Here is a 25,394-nt window from a genome sequence, read left to right as displayed (position 1 = left end):
CATAACTTTTCGGCATTTCGCTTTAACTTCGGGATTTCTCTGCTTTTGATGCCATGCTGATGCCCTGCCAAGGCACTGTTTTGTCGGTTTGTCTACATGACAAAATTTATGCAAAGCGCCCTACCGCAATTCGGCAGGGCGCTTCGCTATTGAAATTTATTTTTTGAGCAGATTGACGTTTTCATAGTAATGAACGACTTCTTTGGCGATCGGGTCTTCTGCTTCGAGTCTGCTTACATCACGAAGAACAGCTTGCACGCCTTTTCGTTTCAATTGCCGTTGCAGGCTTTCTGCCTCCGCATCCTCACTGTAATCGAAGTGCAGCGCTGCAGCCATGACTTTCGCAAGATGCGTGAACGACAAACCGAGTTTCTGCGCTTCACGTGCTGGTTTTACCAGACGGTCTTCGGCACCCAGTTTGCGCAGTGGTGAGCGACCGACACGGGTTACGTCATCATTTAATTTCGGATTCTGGAAGCGGTGCAGAATCTTTTCAATATACTGTTCATGTACCTCGGGCTTAAAGCCGTACTGCTTGATCAGATAGGCTCCGGTCTCTTCAATCGTTGCCTTAACGTCCTGATACAGTTCCGGATCCTGCAGGGCTTGATGAATCTTCTTTTTCCCTGCTTGGTAGCCGAAATAAGCGGTGGTCGCGTGACCGGTATTTACCGTGAACAGTTTGCGCTCAATATACGGCGCAAGATCCGGTACGATCTGCATCCCTTTTACTTGCGGCAATTGTTCGTTCGTTTCAACGATCCATTCACGATAGTCTTCAACGAGTACATCGAGCAGTTCGTCATTGTGCTGCAGCGGAACAATACGGTCAACCGCTGAATTTAAGAAGAAGACTTTGCCATTTAGCTTTTTCGTTGTCGCTTCGTCAAGCGCCTTCAGAACTTCTTTTTTTAACAAATCGGTCGCGTTGATCTGATTTTCACAAGCAATCACATAGATTCTATCATTTGTATGCGTCAACCGTTCTTTCAGTCCCTTGGCGATCAGTGGCGCAATGAACGGCAGCACTTTCGGCCCGATTGCCGTTGTCAGATACTCTGCCTTACCGATTGCTGCAACAACCTGATCCGGGTTCGTTTTGCTGTTGATCCCGGAAACGTTGGTAATCGTGATCGTCTCCGGATGCTCAGCAGCGGTTCTGACCTTATAGGTTTGCTTTTCGTTTAATGCGTTAATAATCGGCTCTGCGATATCCACAAACGAAACGTGATAGCCTGATTCTGAAAATAAAGCGCCGATAAATCCTCTTCCAATATTGCCTGCACCAAAATGTACAACTTCCTTCATGATCCTCATTCCTTTTCATTTAAATTTATGAATCAGTAGTTGATAAAAATTGGCTTCCAATTTGGCACGGATCGTCGTTTCATTCGCTGAAGCGAAAATCAGCGTGCTTTCACGATCGTCAACTAATGAGCTACTTACGGTACGAATCACTTCTTGCTCCATTGGATGCAGCGCTTCAGGGGCAAGCAGGAGCAGGATGTTGCGCACCGGGATCCTGCCGCCGTCCATCGCCGCAAGCTCGATCGGTTCGTTGAGATGAGCGATGCGAAAGCAGAGTGATCGAACAGCTCGATCACGGCAATGAAACAGGGCCATGTCGGTACCTGGAATGCCGAGACCGGCGAGTTGTTCCCGCTCGATCAATCGGCAGAGCACGCGCGAAACATCACTGACAAGCGAATCATCTGCCGCTTGTGATAACAGCATCTGCAAAATCGCTTGAGTCGTTTCGGCACCTTTGGGACGAATCACTTTAAAAGTTTTCATTATCGCGCGAATACCCGCTTGAAGACGATCGATCTCATCCATGAGTTGCTCTAACGAATGATCGCCCGTTTCTTCTTGAATTTGCTCCTGATCCGTCAAAAACAGCGATTGTCCCTGCTTGCCTGTGAGTCGGTCGGTCACCTGTTTAATTGCCTCAATATCGGCCTGGCTGAGCAGTGGATTGACAAACAGGCATGGGATCTTCTGTTTCGGCAAATGGACGGTCGACAGGATCAAATCAAACTGATCGAGTTCAAGCTTCTCCATATCATGAATGGAAGCAATCTTAATTGAATAAAGCTCTTTCATTTCCTTTTTAAGGCGTGACGCCAGCATTTTCGATGCGCCGATTCCGGTCGGACAAACAACTAATGCACGAATGTTTCGTTTCTGTTTGCGTTGCTCCAATGCCGAACCAAAGTGCAGTACGATGTAGGCAATCTCATCATCAGGAAAGCGAATAGACTGAAAGACCTCCCGCAGCGAGCGCTCTATGATCTGAAACAGAACAGAATATTGAGTCTTGATTTGTTTCGTAAGCGGATTCACGGATGCCAAATCCTTACGAATTCGAAACAATGATGGTTCAAGATGCGCCATTAATCCTTGAAACAGTGAAAAGTCATTGGTCAAATCCATATGAAGCGCTTGCGACACATGCTGGATCAACTTTTTAATCGCTTTTCCAGTAATCACTTGGTCAAAATAGATCGATTCCGCATTCTGCAGCCGCGATCCCTTCAGCAGTGTGACCATAAATGCCTTTTCCTGTACCGGCAAGTCGATCCGCAGCTGATTTTTAACAATAGCGGCGATTTTCCCAACAAAAGGCAACGCTTCCATTTCTGTGCTGATTGATTCGTCCTGATCGTCATCCTGAAGCGGATGACCGGATGCGTAGCGCTGAACAGCGATACACACCTGGATTAGAAAACTGATGTAGTCACTGTCGGCAAGCTCTGCATAGAGTGTTTTCATATTGCTTTTCATCGCCTGATCAATCACAATCAGATGATTGGCCTTAAAATAATGAAGAACGAGCTGATCTTCTGCCAACGTCTGATGATTGAGCTGAAAAATCGCTTCAATCAAATTCTCGTTAAAGTAGAATAAATAGAAATTAGCCAGTGCTGTTCGTTTCGCCCGTTCAGACCCAATCAATTGAATGCCAACGCCACGTTTCCGTGAAAGTGTTAGACCGAAGTCATTCGTCCAGTCGGATAAATCGTCCAAATCACTTGTGAGTGTCGTTGATGAGATGGCCAAATCATGGGCAAGCGGACCCATTTTCATCGATTCATCGCTTTGAAACAATTTCAGAAACAGGAGCAGCTTCCGTTCCTTCGCCGAAAGATCGACCGGCTGCACGTTCGCCAACTCCTGAACCAGCTTGAAAACCGCCTGATTCGCTCCTTGGATGCAAAGACTTTTGTCTTTATTTTGAACCAGCTGCAAGCCCTGCGGCGCCAAAAGTCGTTCAATATTTTTCAGATCGCGCCGGACTGTACGAACGCTCACCTGCAAATAACTGGCGATTGAAAGAGCCGAATGCTTGCCGCTTGTTTTCAAGAGCAGCTCTAAAATCATTTTTTCCCGGTTCGTCAAGACCATCGGATTCATCCGCCTTTTTTCTTCAATCGTAGCACAGTGATTGATCGATTACCCGCAGGAACGATCACGCATTTTGCGCGACCGCATGGTTAATCACCATGATCAGCTCATCGACCGACTGTGCGCGAACCATTTCACCAACGTTAATGACATCCGAGCAAGCGACCGCAATTTTAGACAGAATTTCCAAATGGCTGTTGTTCTTTCCGGCAATGCCGAAGACAAGCCGAACCTTGTTTCCGTTAAAATCAACACTTTCTGGAATCTGAATGATCACAATACCAGAAGCCAGCACTTCTTTTTTCACTTCTTCTGTGCCATGCGGAATGGCGATTCCGTTGCCCATATACGTCGACATCAGCTGGTCGCGAGCAATCATCCCTTCGACATAGGATGGTTTTACATAGCCGCCTTCCACCAGTTTCTGTCCGGCAAAGCGAATCACTTCTTCTTTGCTTTTAAATGATTGGTTGATAAACACATTTTCTTTGCGAAGGATATCACCGTCAACAAATGGCGCAACGCTTGATTCTTCCGCTGCCTCCGGCACTGCCTTTTCGCCTCTACTTAATTGATTGATTAACAGGTCATAGGATGGGCTGCTTAAGAAATTATCAACCGACACATGATAAGCATCCGGTGCTTTTTCTTTTGCACGCGGCGTCAGCTCAGACTGCGTGACGACGATCTGTGCATCGCTTGGAATGGAACTTACCGCTGTATTGGTGACATTGATCGCCAGACCGGCGGCTTTCACCTTTTTTCTCAGCAGCGAAGCGCCCATCGCGCTGGAACCCATGCCGGCATCGCACGCGAAGACAATCTTCTTCACCGCTTGCGGATCGAGCGTCTTCGAATCGGTAAGCACACCGGAAACGCGGCTCTTCTTGCCTTTCATGCTCTCCATTTTCCGGGTTGCTTCTTCAAGGTTTTCATTACCCGCTTTATCGGTTTTCAAAATAAGACTGCCGATTGCAAAAGAGACGATCGTCGCAACGCATACAGCCGCAATATTTGCTGCAAAGCTGCCAAAGGATTTCGGTGTTACGGCAAGCATAGCGATAAAGCTGCCTGGTGAAGCCGGACCAACCAGCCCGCCTTTCAGCGTAACCAGTGTAAAAATACCACTCATACCGGCAACGATTGTTGCAATGAATAAAAGCGGTTTCATTAAAATGTAAGGGAAATAGATTTCATGAATTCCGCCAAAGAAATGAATGATCGCCGCACCAGGTGCCGACTTCTTCGCATTGCCTTTGCCGAAAAAGCTGTAAGCAAGCAGAATGCCGAGCCCAGGACCTGGGTTTGCTTCAAGTAGGAAAAGTACCGAACTTCCGTACTGACGTGCCTGCTCAACCGCAATCGGTGTTAATACACCATGGTTGATGGCGTTATTCAGGAAGAGTACCTTACCGGGTTCAATGAACAAACTTGCAAGCGGAAGCAAGCCTGCGCCAACCAACCTTTCAACACCGGATGCCAGAGCGGCACTGACCGCATCGACGACCGGCCCGATACCGAGAAAAGCAAGAATGGCAAGCAGTGCGCCGAGAATGCCGGCTGAGAAATTATCAACGAGCATTTCAAATCCGGTTTTTATTTTGCCCTCAACCATTTTATCGAATTTTTTAATGACATAACCGCCGAGCGGCCCCATAATCATCGCACCGAGGAACATTGGGATATCGGTACCGATAATGACACCGGCTGTTGCGATTGCGCCAACCACGCCGCCTCGATGATCAAAGACTAATTTACCACCGGAATAACCAATCAGAATTGGGAGCAGATAGGTTACGGTTGGATCAACGAGTTCAGCAAGCGCCTTATTCGGCAGCCAGCCGGTTGGAATGAAGAGTGCTGTAATCAGTCCCCATGCGATGAAGGCGCCGATGTTCGGCAGAATCATTGAACTTAGGAAATTACCGAACTTCTGAACTTTAACTTTTACACCTGAACCTGCAGACATATGTGTTACCTCCTTTGTTTGTTGCCTGAAGTCGTGAATGAACGTGACGGTTTTCCAGAGTGACTTTCTTCACGTAAGCGCTTTCCAATTTAATAAAAATAAAAGCCACGCATTTTGCGATAGGTTATGAAACAGCCTTTTTATTAAGCGCTTTCATATGGTGTTATCTGAAAACCTCTTTACTACATATTTATTATAAGGAGCCGCAGTGGTCTAAGGCAAGACAAACTAAAACCAGTTTTGCCAACCAATTGATGACAAAACTGGTTAATAAGCAGCAACCGAAGCTGCATCAATCAAAGAAGCACAAGGCGGATTGTCTTGCATGATCCAAATGGCTGAACCAAATGTTTAATTGTCTTCTCCATTTGGATAAATGAATTTAAAAAATAGACTTGCAAAGATGCAGGACAAAACAAAGGTTATCGCGCTGGAAACTAAATCATGTAAAAGTGAATACGCCGGATCGGATTTTGCAAAATAGAGATGATCGATAAATCGTCCAAGTACTGAAACAACGGAGTAGATGAGCAATAGAAGAAAGGTGAATTTTTTTGCGTTGCTTTTTTTCACGCGTATACCCCTCCCCTGATTAGATAGAATGCTTCATCATTTAGTGTAAAATAATTGATCATTCGCAGCAATGCAGATTCTTCCCCATCGTTCTTCCATTTTCAGCTGTAATGCGCGCGAAATGAGGAGCGTCCACGAAAAGCGGTACGCCTGCCGAAGCAACACGTACCGCTTTTTTTATGCCTGTTTCTGAAGTCGTTCTTCTGTCCGGTCGGTCTCCTGATTGATCGGGAGCAGGCGGACGGACTGGATCAGCTCATCCAACTTGCCTTCAATCCGGTGCAAGAGGAAAAAGGTGACGACAGCCGGAAAACCGACGTCCTTAATCATTGAGAACCACACCTCCATGCGAATGCCTCCTTTCCACGTCGATTAGAAAACTTGGCTTTGTCAAGCCTCTGGCGAAGGAAAAGTCTTAGTTGCGCTTACACCCGTTTCCTTAAGTCTTTTATTTTTTATAGTTTCTTACCAGTGTCAAAAAGCCGGAGCGTGCAATGCGTCTTCGCCCCGGCTTCTGACCAAACCGTTATACCTCCAATTCAATTGGTGTTGTGTTGTTTTCCGAAATGCGCGCCGACTTAAGGGCAACAAGATCGCCGCCGTTCGACAGGAACACCTGCTCCGCGAGGATTGTATTCATCGCATCTTTAATCGCAGCCGGATCCGCCGGTTCAACCGGATCATTCAAAGACAAGGTCACGCTTTTTCCCTCAGCATTCAAAAAAACGAGATTCAGTTTTTTCATTCATTGATCCCTCCTTTCTCTGATGGACTTGTCCATCGTTTTGGTCAGGCCAGAATGTCGGTCGTGTCGTTGCGTTCGACGGAAATCAGTTCATGCTGCTGAAGTGGCGCAAGTTTCTGCGCAATCGTCAGCAGACTGTCCGGAGCCGCCTCCGCTTTAATATTGCGGAACGATTTACTTAGCGTCACCGGCTTTCCCTGATCGTCCAAGCCGCCGTTCAAATTCATCACGAACACCGACGCAATGATTTTGCTCGTTGCCATCTCTATCACCTCCTACATTTAAGAAGTAGGATGAGCGGTTTTAAAATGGTGAGCACAATTGAAAAAGATGAACGCTTCTATTCTCAGATAATGCTTTGAACCGGTTGATACAATTTTTGGCTTGTTTGATACAACTCAGCGAAGCAAGATTCAATGAAGCGGGATCACGAATCATCACTAGATTTGCTTATTTATTCATCTCCCCTCCCTCAATTGTGCTAAACTAATAGAAAACTTGTGATTGCGTCTCATTCACCGCAGACGCTTACATACCAAGGAGGTTGTTCCCCATGAAAAAACAAATCGCAACAAACCATGCACCAAAAGCGGTCGGTCCTTATTCCCAAGGTGTTCAGGCTGGTGATTTTCTGTTTGCATCCGGACAGATTCCGCTCGACCCGGCAACTGGAATGATCGTTGAGGGCGCTATTGACGTGCAGGCAAAGCGCGTCTTTGAAAATTTGAAAGCCGTGCTAAATGAAGCCGATCTTGACTTTTCCAACGTGGTTAGCGCAACCGTATACCTGGCCGACATCAATGATTTTGCGGCCGTCAACAGCGTCTATTCGGACTACTTCACCGGCGAGGTTCTGCCGGCGCGCTGTGCGGTTCAAGTTGCTGCCTTGCCGAAAGGTGCACAAGTCGAAGTCTCGTGCGTTGCCTATAGAGGATGAAAAACAGCCCGAACGCAGTACCAGCGCGTTCGGGCCGTTCTATGTCTTCAGACAAACAGATCAAGTACGAGAACAAGAGCAAATGCTGCAAAGGAGAGCAGCGTTTCCAATACCGTCCAAACTTTAAAAGTCTGCTTGACGCTAAGTCCTAGGTATTCCTTTACCAGCCAGAACCCGGCATCGTTCACGTGAGAGAACATCAGCGATCCGGCTCCGGTGGCAATCACCAGTAACGGCAGATTGACGCCGGTCATATTGGCGACGATCGGGGCAACAATTCCGGCTGCTGTCGTCAGCGCGACCGTTGCCGACCCGGTTGCAATCCGAATTAAACCAGCGACAACGAAGGCCATGACGAGCGGTGAAAGCTGCCAGTTTGTTGCTAATTCAGCAATGGCACCGCCGACTCCGGAAGCGATCAGCACTTGCTTGAATGCGCCGCCGGCTCCGATAATCATCATAATTGAGGCGAGCGGTGCCAGTGAATCGCCGGTCAGCTTTTCAATCAGCTTGCGTCCGATCCCGCGGCGAATACCGAGTAAATAATAGGAAACAAAGACGGAGACAAGCAAAGCAATTAACGGATGTCCGAGAAAATTCAGTAGATCTGCCAGCCAGCCTGGCATCGAAATAAAGGGAACAGCGACCGCGCCAATCATCAAGATGATCGGCAAAAGAATCGTGAGAAAAGAAACGAAGGTTGATGGGTACGTTTTTGCCGACACATTGGCAGCAACCACTTTAGGTTCCGAAACAGGTTGTATGCGCTTACTAATGTAGTAAGCAAAAATCGGACCGCCAATGATCCCGGCAGGAAGCGAAACAAGTAAGGAATAGATGAGTACCTGACCGACATCTGCGTGAAAAATACCAATGGCGGCCATCGCGCCTGGATGCGGCGGAACAATCCCGTGTGAGATTGATAATGCTGAAATCATTGGTATGGCGATCAGCAGCAAACTCTTCTTTGTCGTTTTCTGAATCGCAATCACCAGTGGCAGCAAAATAACAAGCCCAACTTCAAAGAATACAGGAATACTAATGATTAAACCGGCAAAAAAAGTCGCCCACGGTAGCAGTCGTTCGCCGAACGCACGCGTAAAAAATTGTGCGATTTGCAGACCTGCCCCAGATTCCGACATCATTTTTCCCAAAATCGTACCCAATGCCAGAATACCGAGCAATGAACTCAAAATACCGCCGACACCGGTTTCATAGCTTTGTGCTATTTTCATAAGCGGCAGTCCGGCAGCAATGCCGAGAAACAGACTTGCGACCGATAAACTGATAAATGCATGCCATTTGAACCAGGTGACACCAAGTATGACGAGACCAATCGCTAGAACCGTAATACTAATCAAATAGATACTGCTCATCTTGAATCATCTCCATTTACTGGTGTGGGTGCTCACGAGAAGTTAAGGACGCCTACTTTATCTGTGAACGCGTGCGCATTTTCTTCAACTGCGTGATAGTTGCCATTCTCCGCACCTTTGGTCAGCACACTTCCGATCCCAACCGCGTAAGCGCCTTGATTCAGCCACTCGTCAACATTTTGCAGATTGACGCCGCCGGTCGGCATGATTGCCACATTTGGAATCGGACCATGGATACTTTTTATGAAGCCAAGTCCGGCTACGCTCCCGGGGAAGGCTTTAATCACATCAACGCCGGAACGAAGCGCTTCGGTGATCTCGGTCACCGTAAAGCAGCCAGGGAGGTACGGGATCGAATAAAGGTTGCACACTTCGCTGATTGCTTTTGAAAAATTCGGGCTTACGATGAAGTCAGCGCCGTAAATGATCGACAGGCGCGCCGTTTCTGGATCAAGCACCGAACCGGCACCAATCACGGCTGTTTTTTCCTTTTTCTTCAATTGCTGCAGTGCCGTCAGGCCGTTTGGTGTGGTCAGTGTCACCTCGATACTTTCTATACCACCATTGATCGCTGCCTGACCGATTGCCACCGCGTCCTCTGCGTTCTTCCCGCGAATCACGGCGACCAGACGCTTTTGATTCAGTTTGTTCAAGGTTTCATATTTTTTCAGCATATGTTTTCCCCTCTTTCAAAGTGTTTCGAACGGCACCATGTGCTGCAGAGGCCGTACTGGATGCGTAGAGTGATAAAAATTTGCTCGCATCTTTATTTGGTTCTTTTATTTCCTTTCTTCTTTTTTCCAGCGTTTCGTCATCAACCAGCAGGGTCAAATCCCGATTTGGTACATCGATCGCGATAGGATCACCGTTGCGCACAAGTGCCAAGGTACCGCCTTCCGCAGCTTCAGGGCTCATGTAGCCGACCGACAATCCTGCTGAAGCACCGGAGAAGCGTCCGTCGGTGATTAGCGCAATCTTTTTGTAGCGTGAAAGAATCTCTGTGCAGCGGTGCAATTCGCGCATGCCCGGACCGCCTTTTGGCCCTTCATAACGAATCACGACCACTTGGTTTTCCTGAATCGCTCCGTTGTGATAGGCTTCATCAAATTGCTCTTCCGAGTCAAATACAATCGCCTTCCCTTGAAAAGCCATCAAATCTTCCGGAACCGCCGATTGCTTGATCAGCGCACCATCCTCGGCCAAATTCCCTTTCAGAACCGCAATGCCGCCCTGTGCTTCAATCGGTGCGTCAAGCGGATGAATGATTTCGCGATCTTTAACCTTAGCATCCGCAATATTCTCTTTAACGGTCTCGCCGGTAACGGTCAATGCATCAAGATGAAGCAGCGGACTGAGTTCTTTCATGATCGCCGGAACACCGCCGGCACGCTGCAGATCATTGGTTGTGAAATTGTTGTTATTCGGGGTCGCCGCTGCAATAAACGGTACTTTGCGACTGATGCGGTCGAACGCATCCAACGGCAAGTCGATGCCAATCTCTTTGGCAATGGCCGGCAAATGCAGACAAGCATTCAGCGAACCACCCATCGCCAAAAGTACTGAGATAGCGTTTTCAAAAGCTTCCTTCGTTAAAATATCACGCACGCGAATTTTCTTTTTGACCAGTTCAACCGCACGGCGTCCTGCATCTTCCGCAGCATGAAGCTGTTCATCGGAAAGCGCTCTCATCCATGACGAGTTCGGCAGTGCCATACCTAATGCCTCGGATAAGCCTTGCATTGTATTTGCCGTACCAAGGAATGGGCAGACGCCGGCGCATGGATAATATTTGCGTGTTACCGCGACAAGGCCTTGCTCATCCAGACTGCCGCTTAAGAACTCCTGTCGCGCGGCTTTCGATTCCTTCGGTTTAATGTAGTTCGGCATCACCCCGCCGAGAAAGACAAGCGTTGGAAGATTCAGCCGTGCCGCACTCATCAACATGCCCGGTACGATTTTGTCACATGAACTGATCATGACCATTCCGTCAAAGATCTCATGTGCGCGAATCATTGTTTCAACACTGTCGGCAATCACATCACGGCTCGGCAGTGAATACTTCATGCCGTCGTGGCCTTGAGCGATCCCGTCGCAGACCGCGATCGTATTAAATTCAAGCGGATACCCGCCTGCCTCGAGCACGCCTTTTTTAATATGATCGGCCAGTTCTCTTAGGTGAACATGCCCCGGTACAATTTCATTCCATGAATTGGCGATGGCAATGATCGGTCGATCCATCATGGAATAAGGAACGCCGCTTGAGCAAAGATGTCCTTTTAATATAGCCCGTGTGTAGGGTTGAATTTGTGATAAACGGTTGTGCATGATTTTATCCCCCTCAATTTTTTGTCAAAAGATTTTGACTTTCACTGTTACAAAAACTCATGAATCCACTTGCTTGTGCTGAAAAGCGGCGATTGCCGACCATTCATCCTCAAGTTTGCGAGACAGGCGCAGGAAAATAGGAAACAGCTGCTGGTAGGTTTCAACATTTTCCGGGATCGGTTCGTGACTGTGCACCGATCCGACCATTTGCGCCACCGCACTTAGACTGTCTACGCGCCCTGTTGCATACAAGCCGAGCACAGCGGCACCGAGGCATGAACTCTCGAAACTTTCCGGAACATTAACCGGTTGTGCGAAAATATCGGCCATCATCTGACGCCACAACTCTGAACGCGCAAAGCCGCCGGTTGCCTGGATTTTTTTCGGTTCACCGGTCCGCTCGCGCATCGCCAGCATCACGCTGTACAAATTGTAGATTATCCCTTCAAGGACGGCACGAATCATATGCTGTTTCTGATGGTGCAAGGTCAAGCCAAAGAAAGCGCCGCGAGCATTCGGGTTCCATAGCGGCGCCCGTTCGCCACTGAAATAAGGTTGGAAAATCAATCCGTCCGACCCCGCCTTTACGCGCGCCGCCATACGCGTCAGCACTTCGTACGGACTAATGCCGAGCCGTTTAGCGGTCTCCACTTCAGCAGCGGCAAATTCATCTCTCGCCCAGCGCAACACGCCGCCACCGTTATTCACCGGGCCGCCGATGACCCATTTATCCTCAGTCAGGACGTAGCAGAAGAGGCGTTCTTTCGGGTCTGCCGAAGGTTTGTCGGCAACCGTACGAATCGCGCCGCTGGTTCCAATCGTGACCGCAACGACACCCGGATCAATCGCATTAACGCCTAAGTTTGACAAAACACCGTCACTTGCGCCAAGAACAAACGGCGTCGACTCATTCAGGCCCATTTGCTCCGCATAGACCGGATCCATACCGACCATTTGATGGGTCGTCGGTACCAGTTCGGAAAGATTCGCCTCCGTGATCCCTGCGACAGCCAACGCGTCTTTGTCCCAGGTCAGTGTCTTCATGGCAAACAGCCCTGTACTTGAGGCAATCGAATAATCGACAACATAGGTGTGAAATAATTTGTAAAAGATGTATTCTTTAATCGATATAAATTTCTTTGTTTGATTAAAAAGTTCCGGCCGTTCGTTTTTCATCCATACGAGTTTTGGAAGCGGCGACATGGGGTGGATCGGTGTCCCTGTTTTCATATAAATGTCGTGTCCACCCATCGTCTTCTTAATTTTGTCGCACCATTCGATACTGCGGTTATCGGCCCAAGTCATGCAGCGCATCAAGGGCTTTCCTTCAGCATCCACCGGAACTAAACTGTGCATCGCACAACTGAAGGAAACAAAAGCAATCGATTGGGGTGAAACGCCGCCCTTAGCAACCACTTCGCGAATCGCTGAAAGAACTGCCGTGAAAATCTCTTCCGGATCTTGTTCTGCAGTAAACGCATCCGGTGTATAGAGGGGATAGCCCATATTTGAGTAGGCGACAATCGTTCCATCCGTCTTATAAAGGACTGCCTTAGTGCTTGTTGTGCCGATATCCGCACCGATCATGTAGTCACTCATTATACTTCCTCCTTTTTTTGTGAAGATTATCACATTTTTAATAAAACGCTTACAAATTAATCTTAATTGTCGACTTGTCGACAAGATGCGCACTACTTTTTTCTGCAACAAATGTGGATTATTTCGGACGGTCAACGTCGTCAAACGATTCCGTTAATGTATGCTTCGAATCGTCAAAATAACGGCCGACCGTTTTCGTAATCAGCCCATCGTTCTGCGACGCAATTGCCTCAACGATGCGTTGATGTTTGCTCACGACCCAATGCACATGTTCTGCGCTTTGCGCAAAGACGCGTTCGGTTGTAACAAGAATGACAGACATCAGCAGCGGCTTCATACTGTTCCAAAGGTTGAGCAAACGCTTATGCTCCGCATGACGCACAATGGTCTCATGAAAGAGCAGGTCATAGTAGGCGAACTCACTATGATTATCATACTTTGCTGCAAGTTCCATTTTATCAATATTTTGCCGTAACTCTTGAACCAATAGACGTACATTTTTCTTTGAAACCTTTTGTTGCGCAAAGTTTTCGATCATTTCACGGATATCATACAGTTCTTGAATATCGTCAAGACTCATACCAAGAACAACCGCCCCCATCCGCTCAAGCCGAATTAATCCATCTAAAGAAAGTGCTTTGAGTGCATCGCGAACCGGTGAGCGGCTCGTTCCATACTGCCCGGCAATGTTATTTTCTGATAAAACCTCTCCGGGTTTAATCTGATTCTCTAAGATCCTAAGGCGTAATTCATTGGCAATTTGATCGCCTAGTGAAGCATTCTTTAGCCACATTGACGGAAACTTCAACATCGTCCATTCTCCTGTCGCTCCTATTCATTCACTCGAGCATTTGATTGTGAAAACTGTGTCGCTACAAGGCTATTGTAGCTATATTCACGCAACCAAACAACAACGAATGTCTCTGAGTTTTAGAAAACAACAGCTTCTGTTTTCGTCCCTTCACGGTCTCTTAAAGAGGGTTCGCCATACACCGTCATTCGACGGCTGATCCATACCTTTTTATTACAGGCATGACGGTTCACGATTCATGAACATCCCTTGCTTCGGTATACTTGTCGACAAGTCGGGCCACAAAATAAAGCGCTTACTTTAATTCTAAAAAATAAAACGCCCATCGTCTTTCCGTTTCATCAATCAGCGTTATTTTGTAAGCCCTTTCTTTTTACAGCTTCATATTAGTCTGCCCACAAACTATTGTCAAGGTTGTTTTTGAGCAATTTGCCTTTTAATTGGGTGACGTTCACATGTTCTTCACAAAAAATTCAAAGGATTGTTCACTTAATCGCACAAGGAATAGCCGATCCAATACGATTTGCTGATTCATGCCGAGGGGTGTCCGTTCCGGTTGTTTGCGAAGGCAGCGTTTTTGCTCACGTTATCCTGATTTTGGATCGTTTCCTATCCGTTTTTGCCTGTAGACAGCTTTTGAACCCGCAAAATTATTTGTATAATAACAAGAATAGGAGTCACCATGTTGTATAGAAAGAAGGCTATCCATGACACAGACGAAATTAAGCAAACTGTTGAAACAATACAATCCGATCATTCTCGATGGTGCAATGGCAACGGAGATTGAAAAGCATGGGATCGCGCTGGACAGCGAGCTGTGGTCGGCTGCGGTTATTCAAGAGCATCCCGAGGTTGTCAAACAAGTGCATCTGGACTATTTCAAGTCTGGTGCCGACATCGCAACGACTAATACGTATCAAGCAACGTTGCTCGGCTTCCAGCAAAGCGGTTATTCGGAACAAGAAGCAGAACGGATTATTAGCAAAACGGTTCAGCTTGCTGCTGATGCACGCGCCGAATTTTGGGCGAGCCTCTCCCCGCAGCAGCAGGCATCACGCCCTTATCCACTGATCGCCGGAAGCGTTGGTCCTTACGGTGCGTACCTCGCCGATGGTTCTGAATATAGCGGAGACTATACCTTGAATGAAGGCGGCTACCGTATGTTTCATCAGTCGCGTATGCAGCTCTTAAAAAAAGCGGGTATAGATCTTTTTGCCTTTGAGACCATGCCGAACTTTGCAGAGGCCCAGGCACTTGCCAAACTGCTGAATGATGCATTTCCGGAAGATGAAGCCTGGCTGTCGTTCAGTTTGAAAGACCCCGAGCATCTTTGTGACGGAACGCCGCTTGCCGAAGCCGCCGCTTTTTTCAACGACAATGATCAAATTGCAGCCATTGGCGTGAACTGCTTTTCAATGATGAAAATAGACCAAGCCATCCCTGTGATTCGTTCGGCAACCCGCAAACCGATCGTTGTCTATCCGAATTCCGGTGAGAAATATCACCCGATTAAGAAAATCTGGATCTCATCAAAGCATCGGCCAAGTTTTTTCGATGCCTCAAAGACCTGGGCAAAAGCCGGAGCAACGCTGATTGGCGGCTGCTGCCGCACCTCACCCGATGATATTCGTGAAATCACCGAATGGGCACGTTAACCTGAAGCAAAAAAGCCATGAGCGCTGAACGCTCACGGCTTTTTTAGGCAGTCTTAATTATTTGCCGAACGTGTAAACCGCTTAATCAACTCATTGATCACGAGCGGTACTAACGCAAAGGCAATCACGATAATCCAATCGCGCAGCGTCAGCATTTGCACATGGAAGGCGCCGGCGAGGATCGGAATTGAGATCACGGCAAATTGCAAAACGATTCCGAGGATGATCGCGCCGATCAAGTATTTGTTTGAAAACAGCCCGACGTGAAGAATCGAATGCGTTGCACTGCGCATCGACAACGAGTAGAACAGCTGCGATACAGCAAGGACAACGAATGCCATCGTCTCTGCATAGGTAAGCACATCTTCCGGAATTGAGCCGGACCAAAGCTGGTACCCATGCTCACTCAAACCAAAGTAGAACGCAACCAAAGTCAAAATACCGATCAGCAGTCCGCCAATAATGGCACGAAAAGCGGCTCCACCGGCAAAGAAACTCTCTTTTGCATCACGGGGTTTCTTCTTCATCACGTCTTTGTCGCCCGGATCGACGCCAAGTGCGATGGCCGGGAAAGTATCCGTGATCAAGTTAATCCATAAAATTTGGGTCGGCAAAAGCGGCATCGGCCAGAAGAAGAGTACAGAAGCTAATATCGCTACAATCTCGCCCAAGTTACAGGAAAGCAGAAAAACAACGGATTTCTTAATGTTATTGTAGATGTTGCGCCCTTCGCGGATTGCCGCAACAATGGTCGTGAAATTATCATCGGTTAGAATCATGTCGCTTGCGCCTTTGGAAACATCGGTACCGGTAATCCCCATCGCCACACCAATGTCCGCATTTTTGAGTGACGGGGCATCATTGACCCCGTCACCGGTCATCGATACAATGTTGCCGTGAGACCGGAACGCGTTGACAATCTTCACCTTATGTTCCGGAGATACCCGGGAGAAGACGCGGTAATGATTAATTTTTTGCTTCAATTCATCATCACTCATCGCATCCAGCTGGCTACCGGAAATGGACTGATCGAGTGATTCGGCCATACCAAGCTGCATCGCAATGGCCGCAGCGGTGTGCTGATGATCCCCGGTAATCATCACCGGCGTAATGCCTGCTTCTTTCGCTTGACGGATCGCGTCCTTTACTTCGAGGCGCGGCGGATCGATCATTCCCACCAAGCCAAGAATCGTCAGGTCGTTTTCCATCTGATCCGGTTCAACCACTTCATCGCTATCTTTATAGGCCGCACCAAGCACACGTAAGGCTTGATCGGACATCTCTTCAGCGGCTCTGAGAAAATCCGCTTTAAGGTCATCGGTAAGCGGTACTTTTTCACCATTAACCAGAGCATGGGTGGCGATCTTTAAAATACTATCGAAGGCCCCCTTCGTATGAACGCGGTAGTGGTCGCCCTCTTTGTTAACCGTTGACATCAGCTTGCGATCCGAGTCGAACGGCCTTTCCGCCACACGTTCATGGGCTGCTTCCAGCTCACGTTTTGGAAAATGATATTTATTTCCCAAAACGACCAATGCAATCTCGGTTGGGTCGCCGGTGCCTTCGCCATCATCAAGCGTTGCATCATTACAAAGCACCATGGTCTGAATTAATTTTTTCTGCGTACTTTCCGCTGCAGTCGCCGTTCCTTCAGAGGGAACATCAAGAAATTTGCGGTGGGTATACAAATGCAAAACCGTCATTTTGTTTTGCGTCAGTGTTCCTGTTTTATCCGAACAAATAATGTTTACCGACCCGAGGGTTTCAACCGCCGGAAGTCGTTTAACAATCGCGTTGATTTTCGACATGCGCGTCACGCCTAGTGCCAGCACAATAGCGACAATCGCTGGAAGACCCTCCGGAATCGCAGCGACGGCCAGACTGATCGCGGTAAGAAACATTTCAAACAAGTCACGCCGTTGAATGAGTGCAATGATGAAAATCAGCACACAGATGCCAATCGCAAGATAGCCAAGTGTTTTTCCCAGCCCGGCCAGCCGTTTCTGCAGCGGTGTCAGATCTGTCTGCGTTTCGTCAAGTCCCTTGGCAATTTTGCCAATTTCAGTATTCATTCCCGTCCCTACAACCACGCCTTCCGCACGTCCGTAGGTCACAAGTGTCGACATAAATGCCATATTGGCGAGATCGCCAAGCGGGGTTTTCGGATCCTCAAAAAGACGTGCCGCATTCTTTTCTGAGGGAACCGATTCGCCGGTCAGCGCCGATTCCTCAATTTGTAAATTGGCACTCTCCGTTAAACGAAGATCCGCAGGAATATACCGTCCCGCATCAAGCACAACGATATCGCCAGGAACAATGTTCTTCGAATCAATTTCAACAACATCGCCACCCCGGCGCACCAGTGCACGAGGCGTCGTCATTTTTTGCAGTGCTTCGATCGCTTTCTCCGCTTTAAACTCCTGAAAGACACCGATGACCGCATTCAAAAGAACAACAAGCAAAATAATGATCGCGTCGGCATACTCGCCGATCAGCAGCGTGATCACTGCCGCCCCGAGCAATACATAAATCAACATATCCTTAAGCTGAGCAAAAAAAAGTGCAGCCAAGCTTTTCTTTTTCTTGCCCTTTAATTTATTCTCGCCGTATTTCTCAAGTCTCGATTGAATCTCTGCATCCGAGAGCCCTTGCTTCGGATCGACATTGAGCTCCTGCAGCACTTGTTCTGCATTTTGTGAAAACCAGTTCAATGCGTCGCACCATCCTTCCTTCACAACAAATAATTCCGTTCACTTATCTTTACCCTTTTTTGAAATTCAACAACGGAATGCAGCCATTTTTTTAGAAAAAATGGTCGAACTCATTTACACTATGATTTAGAAAACGGATTCATTATTGATTATGAAAAATGATTTGATCGATGCTGCGTCTCGCAACTCACTTCGTTTCCATTGCATGCATTGATCCAGGAATCTTTGCCTGAGGTCTGAGCAGGCATACAAGAAAATGCCACAGCACTTCCATGCATGGGAGAGTTTTGCGCTATATGGCTACTTTGTCTGCACCGGAATGATCGAGTAATGTGTCGTCTAAGTCAAAAAAGATCAGGTATTTTCATTCCTCTATAAGTTCTTTAAACTTGGCGCTAAGCGCTTGATCAAAACCGGCAAATTTTTCAGGATCCACTTCGTTGAGTAAAAGCTCTCCCAGCATCTTTACTGCCCGTTGCGGTTTTCCGTTGTCTAAAAGGATCAGGCTGTAAAAACAAAGAACAGCAGGATGGTCTTTATTCTTCTCAAGCGCTTGGTTGATCGTTTCAAGCGCCGCATCCAAATTGCCAACATTTCGATATGACGAAGCGAGACTTATCAACGCCGTGCGCTCATCATCCGAGCTTAGTCCTAGTTCAAGCGCTTTTTGATAGTTGGGAATGGCTTCACTTTCCTTAGAAAGTTGATCCAGTGACAGCGCATAGTGGAGGAAAACTTGACTATTCACAGGATAATCGCGCGTCAATGATTTGAATCGGTTCAATCCGCATTCGACAGCGCCTTGCTCAATGAGATGGTTTGCTTCCTGTATCAATTGTTCAATCGCTGCGTCCATTGAACCCCCCACTTTCATGGAATCAATAAGATTAAATTCCTACGTTTTAAGTTGCGCCTAATTCCATTTTAATGAATGTGACCGACTTGCCAAAGCTCAACCGTGATGCTCCGCCTGTTTCAATAAAACCTAATTGTTTGTATAAATGAATCGCTCGCCGATTAAACTCAACAACATCAAGTGTAAACGTCCCTTGGTAATTAAAATAGTTCCGGCCAAATTCAAGACATTCGGATACAAATCGCTTTCCGTTTCCCTTGCCCGTTTCCTCAGGGCAGATGCCTAGCCCGATCTCCAGTCCATCTTCTATCTCGACGTACGAATAGATACCGAATAAGCGGCCATCTTTCAATACCGAAAAATAATGGATCGACGGATCGTCAAAAATTTCGTGATCGGTCTCTTCAATTCCTTCAGGCGGGATGTTGTAGAAGGTATAAGGTTCCTTGTACTGCCAGTGGAGATACTCATCCGCATACTGCCGATTCATCGGAACGATGTTCATTTCTCTTCCCCCTATTGCAGCTCTCTCTCATTTTATTCTCCATAGTTGCGTTCAAAACACGCCTTGCAATAGATTTTCCCGCCTGTATCTGTAACAAACCGATGAATGACGGTTTCAGTGACGCCATACCAAGCCTTTTCCGGCGATTTGGCCATCACACACATAAATTCACCAGGTTCAATTGTCTTGCCGCATTCCGAACATTTGAAAACATAATTCTGCTTTAATCGTGAAAAGAACCCCACGCAGAACCGCCTCCTTTTTTAAACGCTCATTCATCATCATCTTCGCTGCGTTTTTTCTTTAAGAAGTACATCAGCGAATAGGAAGCAAGAAAGCAGACAAAAAATACGATACCGATGATCCACGCACTTAACGGGTGCTGGCGATCAAAAGTCCAAGCAACCGTGCCAATGATCGCCCCGACAGCCAGCGATATGAGGACACAAGCATAGTACGGCAGGACTTTCTTTCGTTTTCTCTCGGTTTCCTCAACATCGGCTGTTACCCTCATTTGTAGAAAGATGAGAAGTACATTTGTCATGATTAAGACAAAAAATAATGGTGATTGAAACGCAATATCTGCTCCACTGCGGAACGCTGTGTAAAATAAAGTTGCAAGAATGCCAAGCGTTTGGCATACAAAAGCAATACGGATGTTTTTTAAATTGACAAGGATTAATCGTTCATCGGTAATTTTCTTCACGTTTTTCCCCCTCGTTTACCCAAAAAAGTTGATCCAGCGATTTGCCTACGGCGTAACAAATTGACAAACATAATTTAAGCGTCGGGTTATATTTTCCTTTTTCAATAAGACTAACGGTCTGCCGAGTTACCCCAGTTTTTTCTGCAAGTTGCACTTGCGTCATTCCCCTCTCCATCCGAGCATGTTTTACAGAATTCATCAAAGAATAGGATCACCTCCATAACAATATTGTAAACTATATATTACATGACATGCAATATATAGTTTACATTCTATGTGCGAAATCCATCGCTTTTTTAAGTTTTGCGGCATTGGACGAACCAATGACAACGATTTGTCCAGAGTTCAAGACGAGTTCGATCGCCTGCGTACCACTTACCGTGTATGCTTTCTCACCACGTAGATTGAATCGGATACCCCAGCCGCCAAACCTAGACATTGGCTGATCGTCAATGATTCGATAGCTACTTATTGCATTCCACCCGAAGCATCGCGGGCGAAGGTGAAACGGAAAAAAACAGACATAAAGCCCATCCTTTCTCACTTCGCATGTTAAACGCACTTGAGCAAAAAAGATCGGAAAAACACACCCGAAAATAATAAAGAAAACAATCATCATCGCATTGGGCATTGGATTCGTGCCAAACGGTTTATTGAAAAAAATCTGACTGATAAAGCCATACCAAATGAGTCCCGAAATGCCCAGAACCACAATCCATAACCACCATTGCTTCATTTTTTGAACTTCGCGGAAATAAACAGATGACAACATCATCCACTCCCTTCGGAATGCGTTTTCACCACAGCATTCAAATCATTCATGGCGGTGTACCCAGCCATGAATGATGAGCGAAACCCCAGCCGTCACTTTGTAAAGGTCACATCTTTCCGATCTTTCTAAAGATTATTATAATACACGAAAATGCAATACAATAAAAACAAGTTCGAAATTTCGTTACCACTTTCGTCGATTTCATTACAGGTTCTGTCCAGATAGCGCAATTTTATGCACCTCTTCACCTTGCGCGGTGCGCACCTCGTTGTTTTCGCATCTCAAAGAGAAGTTCAGCAAACCAATAATCAATAAATCTGCCCTCTTGAATCAAGGATACGATTTCGTCCTTGCTCGCCCATTTCACGGATTGTACTTCTTCATATTGTAGGTTCAGATCTTTAATCGCCAGTTCTCGCTCAACAAGATAATAATCATCAAAGCCTGTATCGAAGTTCACCGTGAAAAATGGTCGTTCATTTGACAAATCAATCTTATTGCCTAGTTCTTCAAACGTTTCTCGTTCAGCGGCTTCGATACTTGATTCACCAGACAAAGCGCTTCCGCCAACCGTAACATCCCACATATTCGGCCAGCCTTTTTTCCATGGTTGGCGTTGCTGAATGAGCATTTCATTTTTCGAATTAAAAATGCAGACATGAATGACAAGATGATAATCATCTTTGCCAAATTTTTGCCCTCTTGCCATTGTTCGACCGGTTAACCTTCTATTTTTATCGTAAATATCCCATCGTTCCATCTTTGTTCACTTCCACATGAAGTAAATTTTAGGATGAAGCCTCATCCACCAATTCCTTTTGAAATCCTTCAGGATGCCAGGCTTCCCACTCTTCGCGCAGTACGCCGAATCCAATTGAATCATAATAGTTTCCGTCAACAATGCGCGCTTTGCGGAAGCAGGCTTCTTTGGTATAGCCAAGCTTCTCCGCCAGCTTCATCATGCCAAAGTTCCCGGACCAAGTGCGCAGGTCGACGCGAACGATCTCCGGCATCGCTTGAAACAGATAATCGGTCCATAAACCAAAGGCTTCATAGCCGCGTCCGTCGCCCCAGAATTTCGGATCAAAAATGGCGATCCCGGCACATAGCCAGTTCGTCTGCTTGCTCTCCCAATACCAGCCGACATTGCCGAGCAACTTGTCCGTCCTTTTATCGGCGATCGCTAGCCGGGTTCGTGGCGATTCTAATGTGCCATTGCTCACTTTTTCATAATGAGCCTCGACCTGTTCAATCACTTCTTCTTTTGATCGGCGCGGGTAATACGGGCCGTCAAACGTTTGCCAGTACCGGCCTGGCGACGTCCAGTAGATCTAATCGTCCTTGTCTGCCGGTATCCAGTCCCGAACAACGATTTGTTTTCCTTCATAACGAATCATCACATTCACCCTTGTAGTTTAAACTTTTGAATCACTGCATCAAGACTTCTCATCACCCGAGCCAGTGCTGTAATGGAGACAGCGGTATCAAATGTGCCGACATTCAGCGAGTGATCGGCATTATGGATAACCTCAATAGTCAAATGCGTCCGCTTTAACTGCTTCACCCGGTCTGCATCGTAAAAACGATCTTTATCACCAATCGCAAGCAATCCTTGATGCCTGCATTCGAGCAAGTTCATGAACACTTCATCATACGTGATCAGCGGCGTCAACAAAATAATCGGAGCATCGTTAAATTTTTCCTGATTTACTAGCGCGCCGGCAATCGGAATCGTACCGATCGATTTGCCTAAAAACAGGCAGCGTACATAAGCCTGATCCGCCAGCACCGCATCGAGTACCGGCTGAATAACGTTCATCATGTCCTGACATTTTTTTGCAAAAGATTTTTTCAGTAGTTCACTCTTAAAATGATAGTGCACATGAACGACATCGATGCCATGCTCAAGCATTTTCATCGTCGCATAGTATAGAAGCGGTTTGTCGTACAAATAGCCGATACCGGAAAACATGAAGCATACCACATTTGAGCCCACGTCGATGTGCGTATAACTGATCTTATTCCCGCGCGCTTCGACACGCTCTTCCGAAACATTCATTCGATTCACTCCTCACGAGAACTAACGATTACGAAAGACAATGACGGTCACTGCGAATGCAAGAATCGTAACAAAAAGGATAGATAAGAATTCGATGAATCCCGACAGATACAGCAAAGGTGTCAGCTCCATGAGCTTAAAAAACAGCAGCCATTCGCCAAGAAAGACGAGCCATTGCAAAAATCTATAGGCAAAATGTTTCACAAAATTATTTCTCCCTTCCTACTAAAACGCTTAAGTGATTGGGGTGCATCATAAGCGCGTCTTTATGTGTATCGGTAGCCAGGTCCTCCGTATTCAGACTGGGACAGAGGCACTCACTTCTTCATTTCTTTTAGTTTAACAATAGACAAGCAGATTACAATACTGGATCGGGGTCGCAAATTTCCCCACCGGCATTCATCCGGCTCATGCTCGGCTTATCCCCATCAATCAATTCTTAAAACAATTGCGCCAGCCTCTAAGATTGGCTAAAATAGAATTGATTAATGGCAGAGTAGATTGTTGTGGGTTACGTGCCCGGGGGACGGGGAGTTGTCCCTGGGACGAAAAACGGCGCTGGCGCCGTTTGCCGTGCAAGAATCGCATCCCGCTGCCGCATATCGGAGCTTCGTCCTCCCTTATGTGGCAACCTTGCCAAACATGAGGAGGATTTTATAATGGATAAAGATTTTTCTGTATTTACCGCTGCCTACTGGAAGGCATCAGCTACGGAATTCCGCAAATTGAACCGGCTGACGCTTGCAGCAATCATTGTTGCGCTCAGTGTCGTGATCGGTTATTTCTCCATCCCTATTGCTCTGAATCTGCATCTTTCCTTCACGTTTCTCATCGTTGCTTTCGGCTCCATGATCTATGGCCCGTTACTCGGCATCTTTGCCGGAGCTGTAATGGATCTTGTCGGCTACATCGCCCACCCATTCGGTGTCTTTTTCCCCGGTTATACGCTTTCTTCCATGCTTGGCTGTTTCATCTATGGCTTGTTTCTCTATCGAAGACGGATTTCCGTTTTGCGTCTTTTTATTGCCAAACTGGTTGTCAACTTGGGTGTGAACGTTGGTCTCGGATGCCTTTGGAGCCAACTGCTTTTCGGCAAGGGCTACTGGTTTTTCTTTATTAACAGCATCATCAAAAATCTCGTGATGCTGCCGATTGAGACCATCATGCTGACTGTGTTTCTGCAATTATTACTGCCGGTGTTGACGCATACGCATCTGATTCAGAACGACAACCGAATCTCACTGATCTGATCATGAATGAATACAACTCCCAAAACATGATATAAACCCAAAGCCCCCTTCGCCTCAACAGATGCATGCGATCTGTTGCGCTGAAGCGGGCATTTTTCATTTCGAAAAAGCGATAAAAAATGGCTGGGATCACTCGTTTACCGGTCCGTAATCATTGACACTTCTCAGGTTCTCCTGTACACTTCCTTCAAGCAAAACCGGCATGCACTCTGATACTAGCATGATAACAGAAAGGCAAGAGGTGACCGATCGATGAACAGTCTCCGATCAATTCGCGCACTCGTCTTTGATCTAGACGGTACGCTGCTAGATTCTCAAAAGAAACTATCAGAACGGACGCAAAACGCTTTGCTGCGCTGCGGGCAATTAGGCTTAGATCTCTTTATCGCGACTGCTCGTCCGCCACGTTCGGTAAAAGCGTTGCTTCCTTCTATCATTATGAAGAATGTCTCCGCTGTTTATTATAATGGCGCTTATTGTCGTGATCTTAGCGGCAATACATCCAGCTTCACAATTTCCCCGGCAATAGCCGCAAAAATCATTACTCAAGTCTGCCGCAACAAAGAACAAGATAAACTGTCTATTGAATCTGAGGACGTGCTCTATGCTCTATCAAACGCCGTTTATGAGCAAAACCGCAAGCATATGTTTGTTCCTCCGACTATTGTCTCAGACAAAAGTCTTGCATCAATTCCCGCAAATAAACTGTTACTTTTTCGCTGTTCTGCAGAGACGAAGCACTATATCATGAATTTCAGAGCGCAACTGAGTGTGGTTGAGACCGATGCAGGCGAACTGCTCCATATTATGGCAAAACATATATCTAAGGCAAGTGCAATCTCAACACTTTGTCAAAAGCGCGCCATTCCAATGCGCCAGGTAGCGGCCTTTGGTGATGATTGGAATGACCTCGATCTTTTCAAGGCTTGTGGTTATTCAGTTGCAATGGGCAATGCGGCACCAGGCTTAGAAAAAGATGCGACCATGCGTACCGGCACAAATGATACGGATGGCGTCGCACAGGTGCTAGAAAAATGGTTTTTAGACTGAGGAGAAAGCTCTCCAATGAATGATTTCGACAAACCGCGGAGCTCCCTCAATCGATACGTAGCCACCTCGGACACGAATTTTTCCTGGGGG

General features: G+C 46.8%; 27 protein-coding genes and 1 riboswitch. Of the genes, 4 read left to right on the top strand and 23 right to left on the bottom strand.

Annotation, left to right across the window (positions count from 1 at the left end; all coding sequences use genetic code 11):
- Positions 1-156: 156 nt before the first annotated feature.
- From SIN01_RS08770 to SIN01_RS08740, 7 genes are all read right to left on the bottom strand, one after another.
- Positions 157-1,308, bottom strand: a complete 1,152-nt coding sequence (locus SIN01_RS08770) for a mannitol-1-phosphate 5-dehydrogenase (protein WP_010025193.1) — start codon at positions 1,306-1,308, stop codon at positions 157-159.
- 15 nt (positions 1,309-1,323) lie between these two features.
- Positions 1,324-3,405, bottom strand: a complete 2,082-nt coding sequence (locus SIN01_RS08765) for a BglG family transcription antiterminator (protein ID WP_010025195.1) — start codon at positions 3,403-3,405, stop codon at positions 1,324-1,326.
- Between the two features lie 64 nt (positions 3,406-3,469).
- Positions 3,470-5,374, bottom strand: coding sequence for a PTS mannitol transporter subunit IICBA (locus tag SIN01_RS08760; protein ID WP_010025197.1), 1,905 nt, complete (start codon positions 5,372-5,374; stop codon positions 3,470-3,472).
- 351 nt (positions 5,375-5,725) lie between these two features.
- Positions 5,726-5,947 (bottom strand): hypothetical protein, encoded by a 222-nt coding sequence (locus SIN01_RS08755; protein ID WP_010025199.1) that lies wholly within the window; start codon positions 5,945-5,947, stop codon positions 5,726-5,728.
- Between the two features lie 177 nt (positions 5,948-6,124).
- Complete coding sequence (locus SIN01_RS08750; protein ID WP_010025201.1) at positions 6,125-6,295, bottom strand: YvrJ family protein; 171 nt, start codon at positions 6,293-6,295, stop codon at positions 6,125-6,127.
- Positions 6,296-6,473: 178 nt separating this feature from the next.
- The gene (locus SIN01_RS08745; protein WP_010023996.1) at positions 6,474-6,692 is read right to left on the bottom strand and encodes a DUF2922 domain-containing protein; all 219 of its coding nucleotides are present in this window, start codon (positions 6,690-6,692) and stop codon (positions 6,474-6,476) included.
- Positions 6,693-6,736: 44 nt separating this feature from the next.
- A complete protein-coding gene (locus tag SIN01_RS08740) occupies positions 6,737-6,955 on the bottom strand; it encodes a DUF1659 domain-containing protein (RefSeq protein WP_010023995.1) in 219 nt (72 codons plus the stop codon).
- Between the two features lie 290 nt (positions 6,956-7,245).
- Between SIN01_RS08740 and SIN01_RS08735 the strand changes: the two genes are divergently transcribed.
- Positions 7,246-7,629, top strand: a complete 384-nt coding sequence (locus SIN01_RS08735; protein ID WP_010023994.1) for a RidA family protein — start codon at positions 7,246-7,248, stop codon at positions 7,627-7,629.
- Positions 7,630-7,676: 47 nt separating this feature from the next.
- Here SIN01_RS08735 and SIN01_RS08730 read toward each other — a convergent pair whose 3' ends face one another.
- From SIN01_RS08730 to SIN01_RS08710, 5 genes are all read right to left on the bottom strand, one after another.
- On the bottom strand, positions 7,677-9,005 hold the full coding sequence (locus tag SIN01_RS08730; protein ID WP_010023993.1) for a GntP family permease: 1,329 nt from the start codon (positions 9,003-9,005) through the stop codon (positions 7,677-7,679).
- Between the two features lie 32 nt (positions 9,006-9,037).
- Positions 9,038-9,679 carry a bifunctional 2-keto-4-hydroxyglutarate aldolase/2-keto-3-deoxy-6-phosphogluconate aldolase gene (locus SIN01_RS08725; RefSeq protein WP_010023991.1) on the bottom strand — a complete coding sequence of 214 codons (642 nt, stop codon included), beginning with the start codon at positions 9,677-9,679 and terminating at the stop codon, positions 9,038-9,040.
- Positions 9,663-11,330 carry a dihydroxy-acid dehydratase gene (gene ilvD, locus SIN01_RS08720; protein ID WP_010023990.1) on the bottom strand — a complete coding sequence of 556 codons (1,668 nt, stop codon included), beginning with the start codon at positions 11,328-11,330 and terminating at the stop codon, positions 9,663-9,665. The genes SIN01_RS08725 and ilvD overlap by 17 nt, the downstream gene beginning before the upstream one ends.
- 57 nt (positions 11,331-11,387) lie before the next feature.
- Positions 11,388-12,929, bottom strand: a complete 1,542-nt coding sequence (gene gntK / locus SIN01_RS08715) for a gluconokinase (RefSeq protein ID WP_010023989.1) — start codon at positions 12,927-12,929, stop codon at positions 11,388-11,390.
- Between the two features lie 118 nt (positions 12,930-13,047).
- On the bottom strand, positions 13,048-13,740 hold the full coding sequence (locus tag SIN01_RS08710; RefSeq protein ID WP_010023988.1) for a GntR family transcriptional regulator: 693 nt from the start codon (positions 13,738-13,740) through the stop codon (positions 13,048-13,050).
- Positions 13,741-14,447: 707 nt separating this feature from the next.
- On the opposite strand from SIN01_RS08710, the gene mmuM reads away from it, so the two are divergent.
- Positions 14,448-15,395, top strand: coding sequence for a homocysteine S-methyltransferase (mmuM, locus tag SIN01_RS08705; RefSeq protein WP_010023987.1), 948 nt, complete (start codon positions 14,448-14,450; stop codon positions 15,393-15,395).
- A gap of 53 nt (positions 15,396-15,448) precedes the next feature.
- On the opposite strand, the gene SIN01_RS08700 is transcribed toward mmuM, so the two are convergent.
- The 11 genes from SIN01_RS08700 to SIN01_RS08650 all read right to left on the bottom strand — a co-directional run bounded on the left by SIN01_RS08700 (position 15,449) and on the right by SIN01_RS08650 (position 23,208).
- A complete protein-coding gene (locus SIN01_RS08700; protein WP_010023986.1) occupies positions 15,449-18,106 on the bottom strand; it encodes a cation-translocating P-type ATPase in 2,658 nt (885 codons plus the stop codon).
- Between the two features lie 364 nt (positions 18,107-18,470).
- Positions 18,471-18,962: a tetratricopeptide repeat protein gene (locus SIN01_RS08695; RefSeq protein WP_010023984.1), complete on the bottom strand. Its 492-nt coding sequence runs from the start codon at positions 18,960-18,962 to the stop codon at positions 18,471-18,473.
- A 46-nt stretch (positions 18,963-19,008) separates the two neighbouring features.
- A complete protein-coding gene (locus SIN01_RS08690; RefSeq protein ID WP_010023982.1) occupies positions 19,009-19,467 on the bottom strand; it encodes a GNAT family N-acetyltransferase in 459 nt (152 codons plus the stop codon).
- 32 nt (positions 19,468-19,499) lie between these two features.
- Positions 19,500-19,712 (bottom strand): hypothetical protein, encoded by a 213-nt coding sequence (locus SIN01_RS08685; protein WP_010023980.1) that lies wholly within the window; start codon positions 19,710-19,712, stop codon positions 19,500-19,502.
- Positions 19,713-19,738: 26 nt separating this feature from the next.
- Positions 19,739-20,173, bottom strand: a complete 435-nt coding sequence (locus SIN01_RS08680) for a hypothetical protein (RefSeq protein WP_010023978.1) — start codon at positions 20,171-20,173, stop codon at positions 19,739-19,741.
- The gene (locus SIN01_RS08675) at positions 20,154-20,372 is read right to left on the bottom strand and encodes a helix-turn-helix transcriptional regulator (protein WP_010023977.1); all 219 of its coding nucleotides are present in this window, start codon (positions 20,370-20,372) and stop codon (positions 20,154-20,156) included. The genes SIN01_RS08680 and SIN01_RS08675 overlap by 20 nt, the downstream gene beginning before the upstream one ends.
- A gap of 66 nt (positions 20,373-20,438) precedes the next feature.
- Entirely contained in the window at positions 20,439-20,945 is a 507-nt protein-coding gene (locus SIN01_RS08670) for a DUF6141 family protein (protein ID WP_010023975.1), read from the bottom strand.
- Positions 20,946-21,189: 244 nt separating this feature from the next.
- Entirely contained in the window at positions 21,190-21,705 is a 516-nt protein-coding gene (locus tag SIN01_RS08665; protein ID WP_010023973.1) for an NUDIX hydrolase, read from the bottom strand.
- A 28-nt stretch (positions 21,706-21,733) separates the two neighbouring features.
- Positions 21,734-22,276 (bottom strand): GNAT family N-acetyltransferase, encoded by a 543-nt coding sequence (locus tag SIN01_RS08660; protein WP_337588996.1) that lies wholly within the window; start codon positions 22,274-22,276, stop codon positions 21,734-21,736.
- 71 nt (positions 22,277-22,347) lie between these two features.
- Complete coding sequence (locus SIN01_RS08655) at positions 22,348-23,004, bottom strand: alpha/beta family hydrolase (RefSeq protein WP_010023971.1); 657 nt, start codon at positions 23,002-23,004, stop codon at positions 22,348-22,350.
- Between the two features lie 21 nt (positions 23,005-23,025).
- Entirely contained in the window at positions 23,026-23,208 is a 183-nt protein-coding gene (locus tag SIN01_RS08650; RefSeq protein ID WP_010023970.1) for a hypothetical protein, read from the bottom strand.
- A 286-nt stretch (positions 23,209-23,494) separates the two neighbouring features.
- Positions 23,495-23,601, top strand: a riboswitch (THF riboswitch).
- Between the two features lie 62 nt (positions 23,602-23,663).
- Between SIN01_RS08650 and SIN01_RS08645 the strand changes: the two genes are divergently transcribed.
- Together SIN01_RS08645 and SIN01_RS08640 are read left to right on the top strand one after the other, a co-directional pair.
- On the top strand, positions 23,664-24,254 hold the full coding sequence (locus SIN01_RS08645) for a folate family ECF transporter S component (RefSeq protein WP_010023969.1): 591 nt from the start codon (positions 23,664-23,666) through the stop codon (positions 24,252-24,254).
- 252 nt (positions 24,255-24,506) lie between these two features.
- A complete protein-coding gene (locus SIN01_RS08640) occupies positions 24,507-25,304 on the top strand; it encodes an HAD family hydrolase (RefSeq protein WP_010023967.1) in 798 nt (265 codons plus the stop codon).
- Positions 25,305-25,394: the final 90 nt, after the last annotated feature.

The sequence above is a fragment of the Sporolactobacillus inulinus genome (assembly GCF_006539285.1).
Classification (GTDB): Bacteria; Bacillota; Bacilli; order Bacillales; family Sporolactobacillaceae; genus Sporolactobacillus; species Sporolactobacillus inulinus.
Note: the sequence above shows the minus strand (reverse complement) of the source record. Positions and strands in the feature narration are given on the sequence as shown.

Excerpts from the sequence above, each read along its gene's own strand:
- SIN01_RS08770 (WP_010025193.1), bottom strand. The coding sequence starts at position 1,308 with ATGAAGGAAGTTGTACATTTTGGTGCAGGCAATATTGGAAGAGGATTT.
- SIN01_RS08765 (WP_010025195.1), bottom strand. The coding sequence starts at position 3,405 with ATGGTCTTGACGAACCGGGAAAAAATGATTTTAGAGCTGCTCTTGAAA.
- SIN01_RS08760 (WP_010025197.1), bottom strand. The coding sequence starts at position 5,374 with ATGTCTGCAGGTTCAGGTGTAAAAGTTAAAGTTCAGAAGTTCGGTAAT.
- SIN01_RS08750 (WP_010025201.1), bottom strand. The coding sequence starts at position 6,295 with ATGGAGGTGTGGTTCTCAATGATTAAGGACGTCGGTTTTCCGGCTGTC.
- SIN01_RS08745 (WP_010023996.1), bottom strand. The coding sequence starts at position 6,692 with ATGAAAAAACTGAATCTCGTTTTTTTGAATGCTGAGGGAAAAAGCGTG.
- SIN01_RS08740 (WP_010023995.1), bottom strand. The coding sequence starts at position 6,955 with ATGGCAACGAGCAAAATCATTGCGTCGGTGTTCGTGATGAATTTGAAC.
- SIN01_RS08735 (WP_010023994.1), top strand. The coding sequence starts at position 7,246 with ATGAAAAAACAAATCGCAACAAACCATGCACCAAAAGCGGTCGGTCCT.
- SIN01_RS08730 (WP_010023993.1), bottom strand. The coding sequence starts at position 9,005 with ATGAGCAGTATCTATTTGATTAGTATTACGGTTCTAGCGATTGGTCTC.
- SIN01_RS08725 (WP_010023991.1), bottom strand. The coding sequence starts at position 9,679 with ATGCTGAAAAAATATGAAACCTTGAACAAACTGAATCAAAAGCGTCTG.
- ilvD (WP_010023990.1), bottom strand. The coding sequence starts at position 11,330 with ATGCACAACCGTTTATCACAAATTCAACCCTACACACGGGCTATATTA.
- gntK (WP_010023989.1), bottom strand. The coding sequence starts at position 12,929 with ATGAGTGACTACATGATCGGTGCGGATATCGGCACAACAAGCACTAAG.
- SIN01_RS08710 (WP_010023988.1), bottom strand. The coding sequence starts at position 13,740 with ATGTTGAAGTTTCCGTCAATGTGGCTAAAGAATGCTTCACTAGGCGAT.
- mmuM (WP_010023987.1), top strand. The coding sequence starts at position 14,448 with ATGACACAGACGAAATTAAGCAAACTGTTGAAACAATACAATCCGATC.
- SIN01_RS08695 (WP_010023984.1), bottom strand. The coding sequence starts at position 18,962 with ATGGACGCAGCGATTGAACAATTGATACAGGAAGCAAACCATCTCATT.
- SIN01_RS08690 (WP_010023982.1), bottom strand. The coding sequence starts at position 19,467 with ATGAACATCGTTCCGATGAATCGGCAGTATGCGGATGAGTATCTCCAC.
- SIN01_RS08675 (WP_010023977.1), bottom strand. The coding sequence starts at position 20,372 with ATGAATTCTGTAAAACATGCTCGGATGGAGAGGGGAATGACGCAAGTG.
- SIN01_RS08670 (WP_010023975.1), bottom strand. The coding sequence starts at position 20,945 with ATGTTGTCATCTGTTTATTTCCGCGAAGTTCAAAAAATGAAGCAATGG.
- SIN01_RS08665 (WP_010023973.1), bottom strand. The coding sequence starts at position 21,705 with ATGGAACGATGGGATATTTACGATAAAAATAGAAGGTTAACCGGTCGA.
- SIN01_RS08655 (WP_010023971.1), bottom strand. The coding sequence starts at position 23,004 with ATGAATGTTTCGGAAGAGCGTGTCGAAGCGCGCGGGAATAAGATCAGT.
- SIN01_RS08645 (WP_010023969.1), top strand. The coding sequence starts at position 23,664 with ATGGATAAAGATTTTTCTGTATTTACCGCTGCCTACTGGAAGGCATCA.
- SIN01_RS08640 (WP_010023967.1), top strand. The coding sequence starts at position 24,507 with ATGAACAGTCTCCGATCAATTCGCGCACTCGTCTTTGATCTAGACGGT.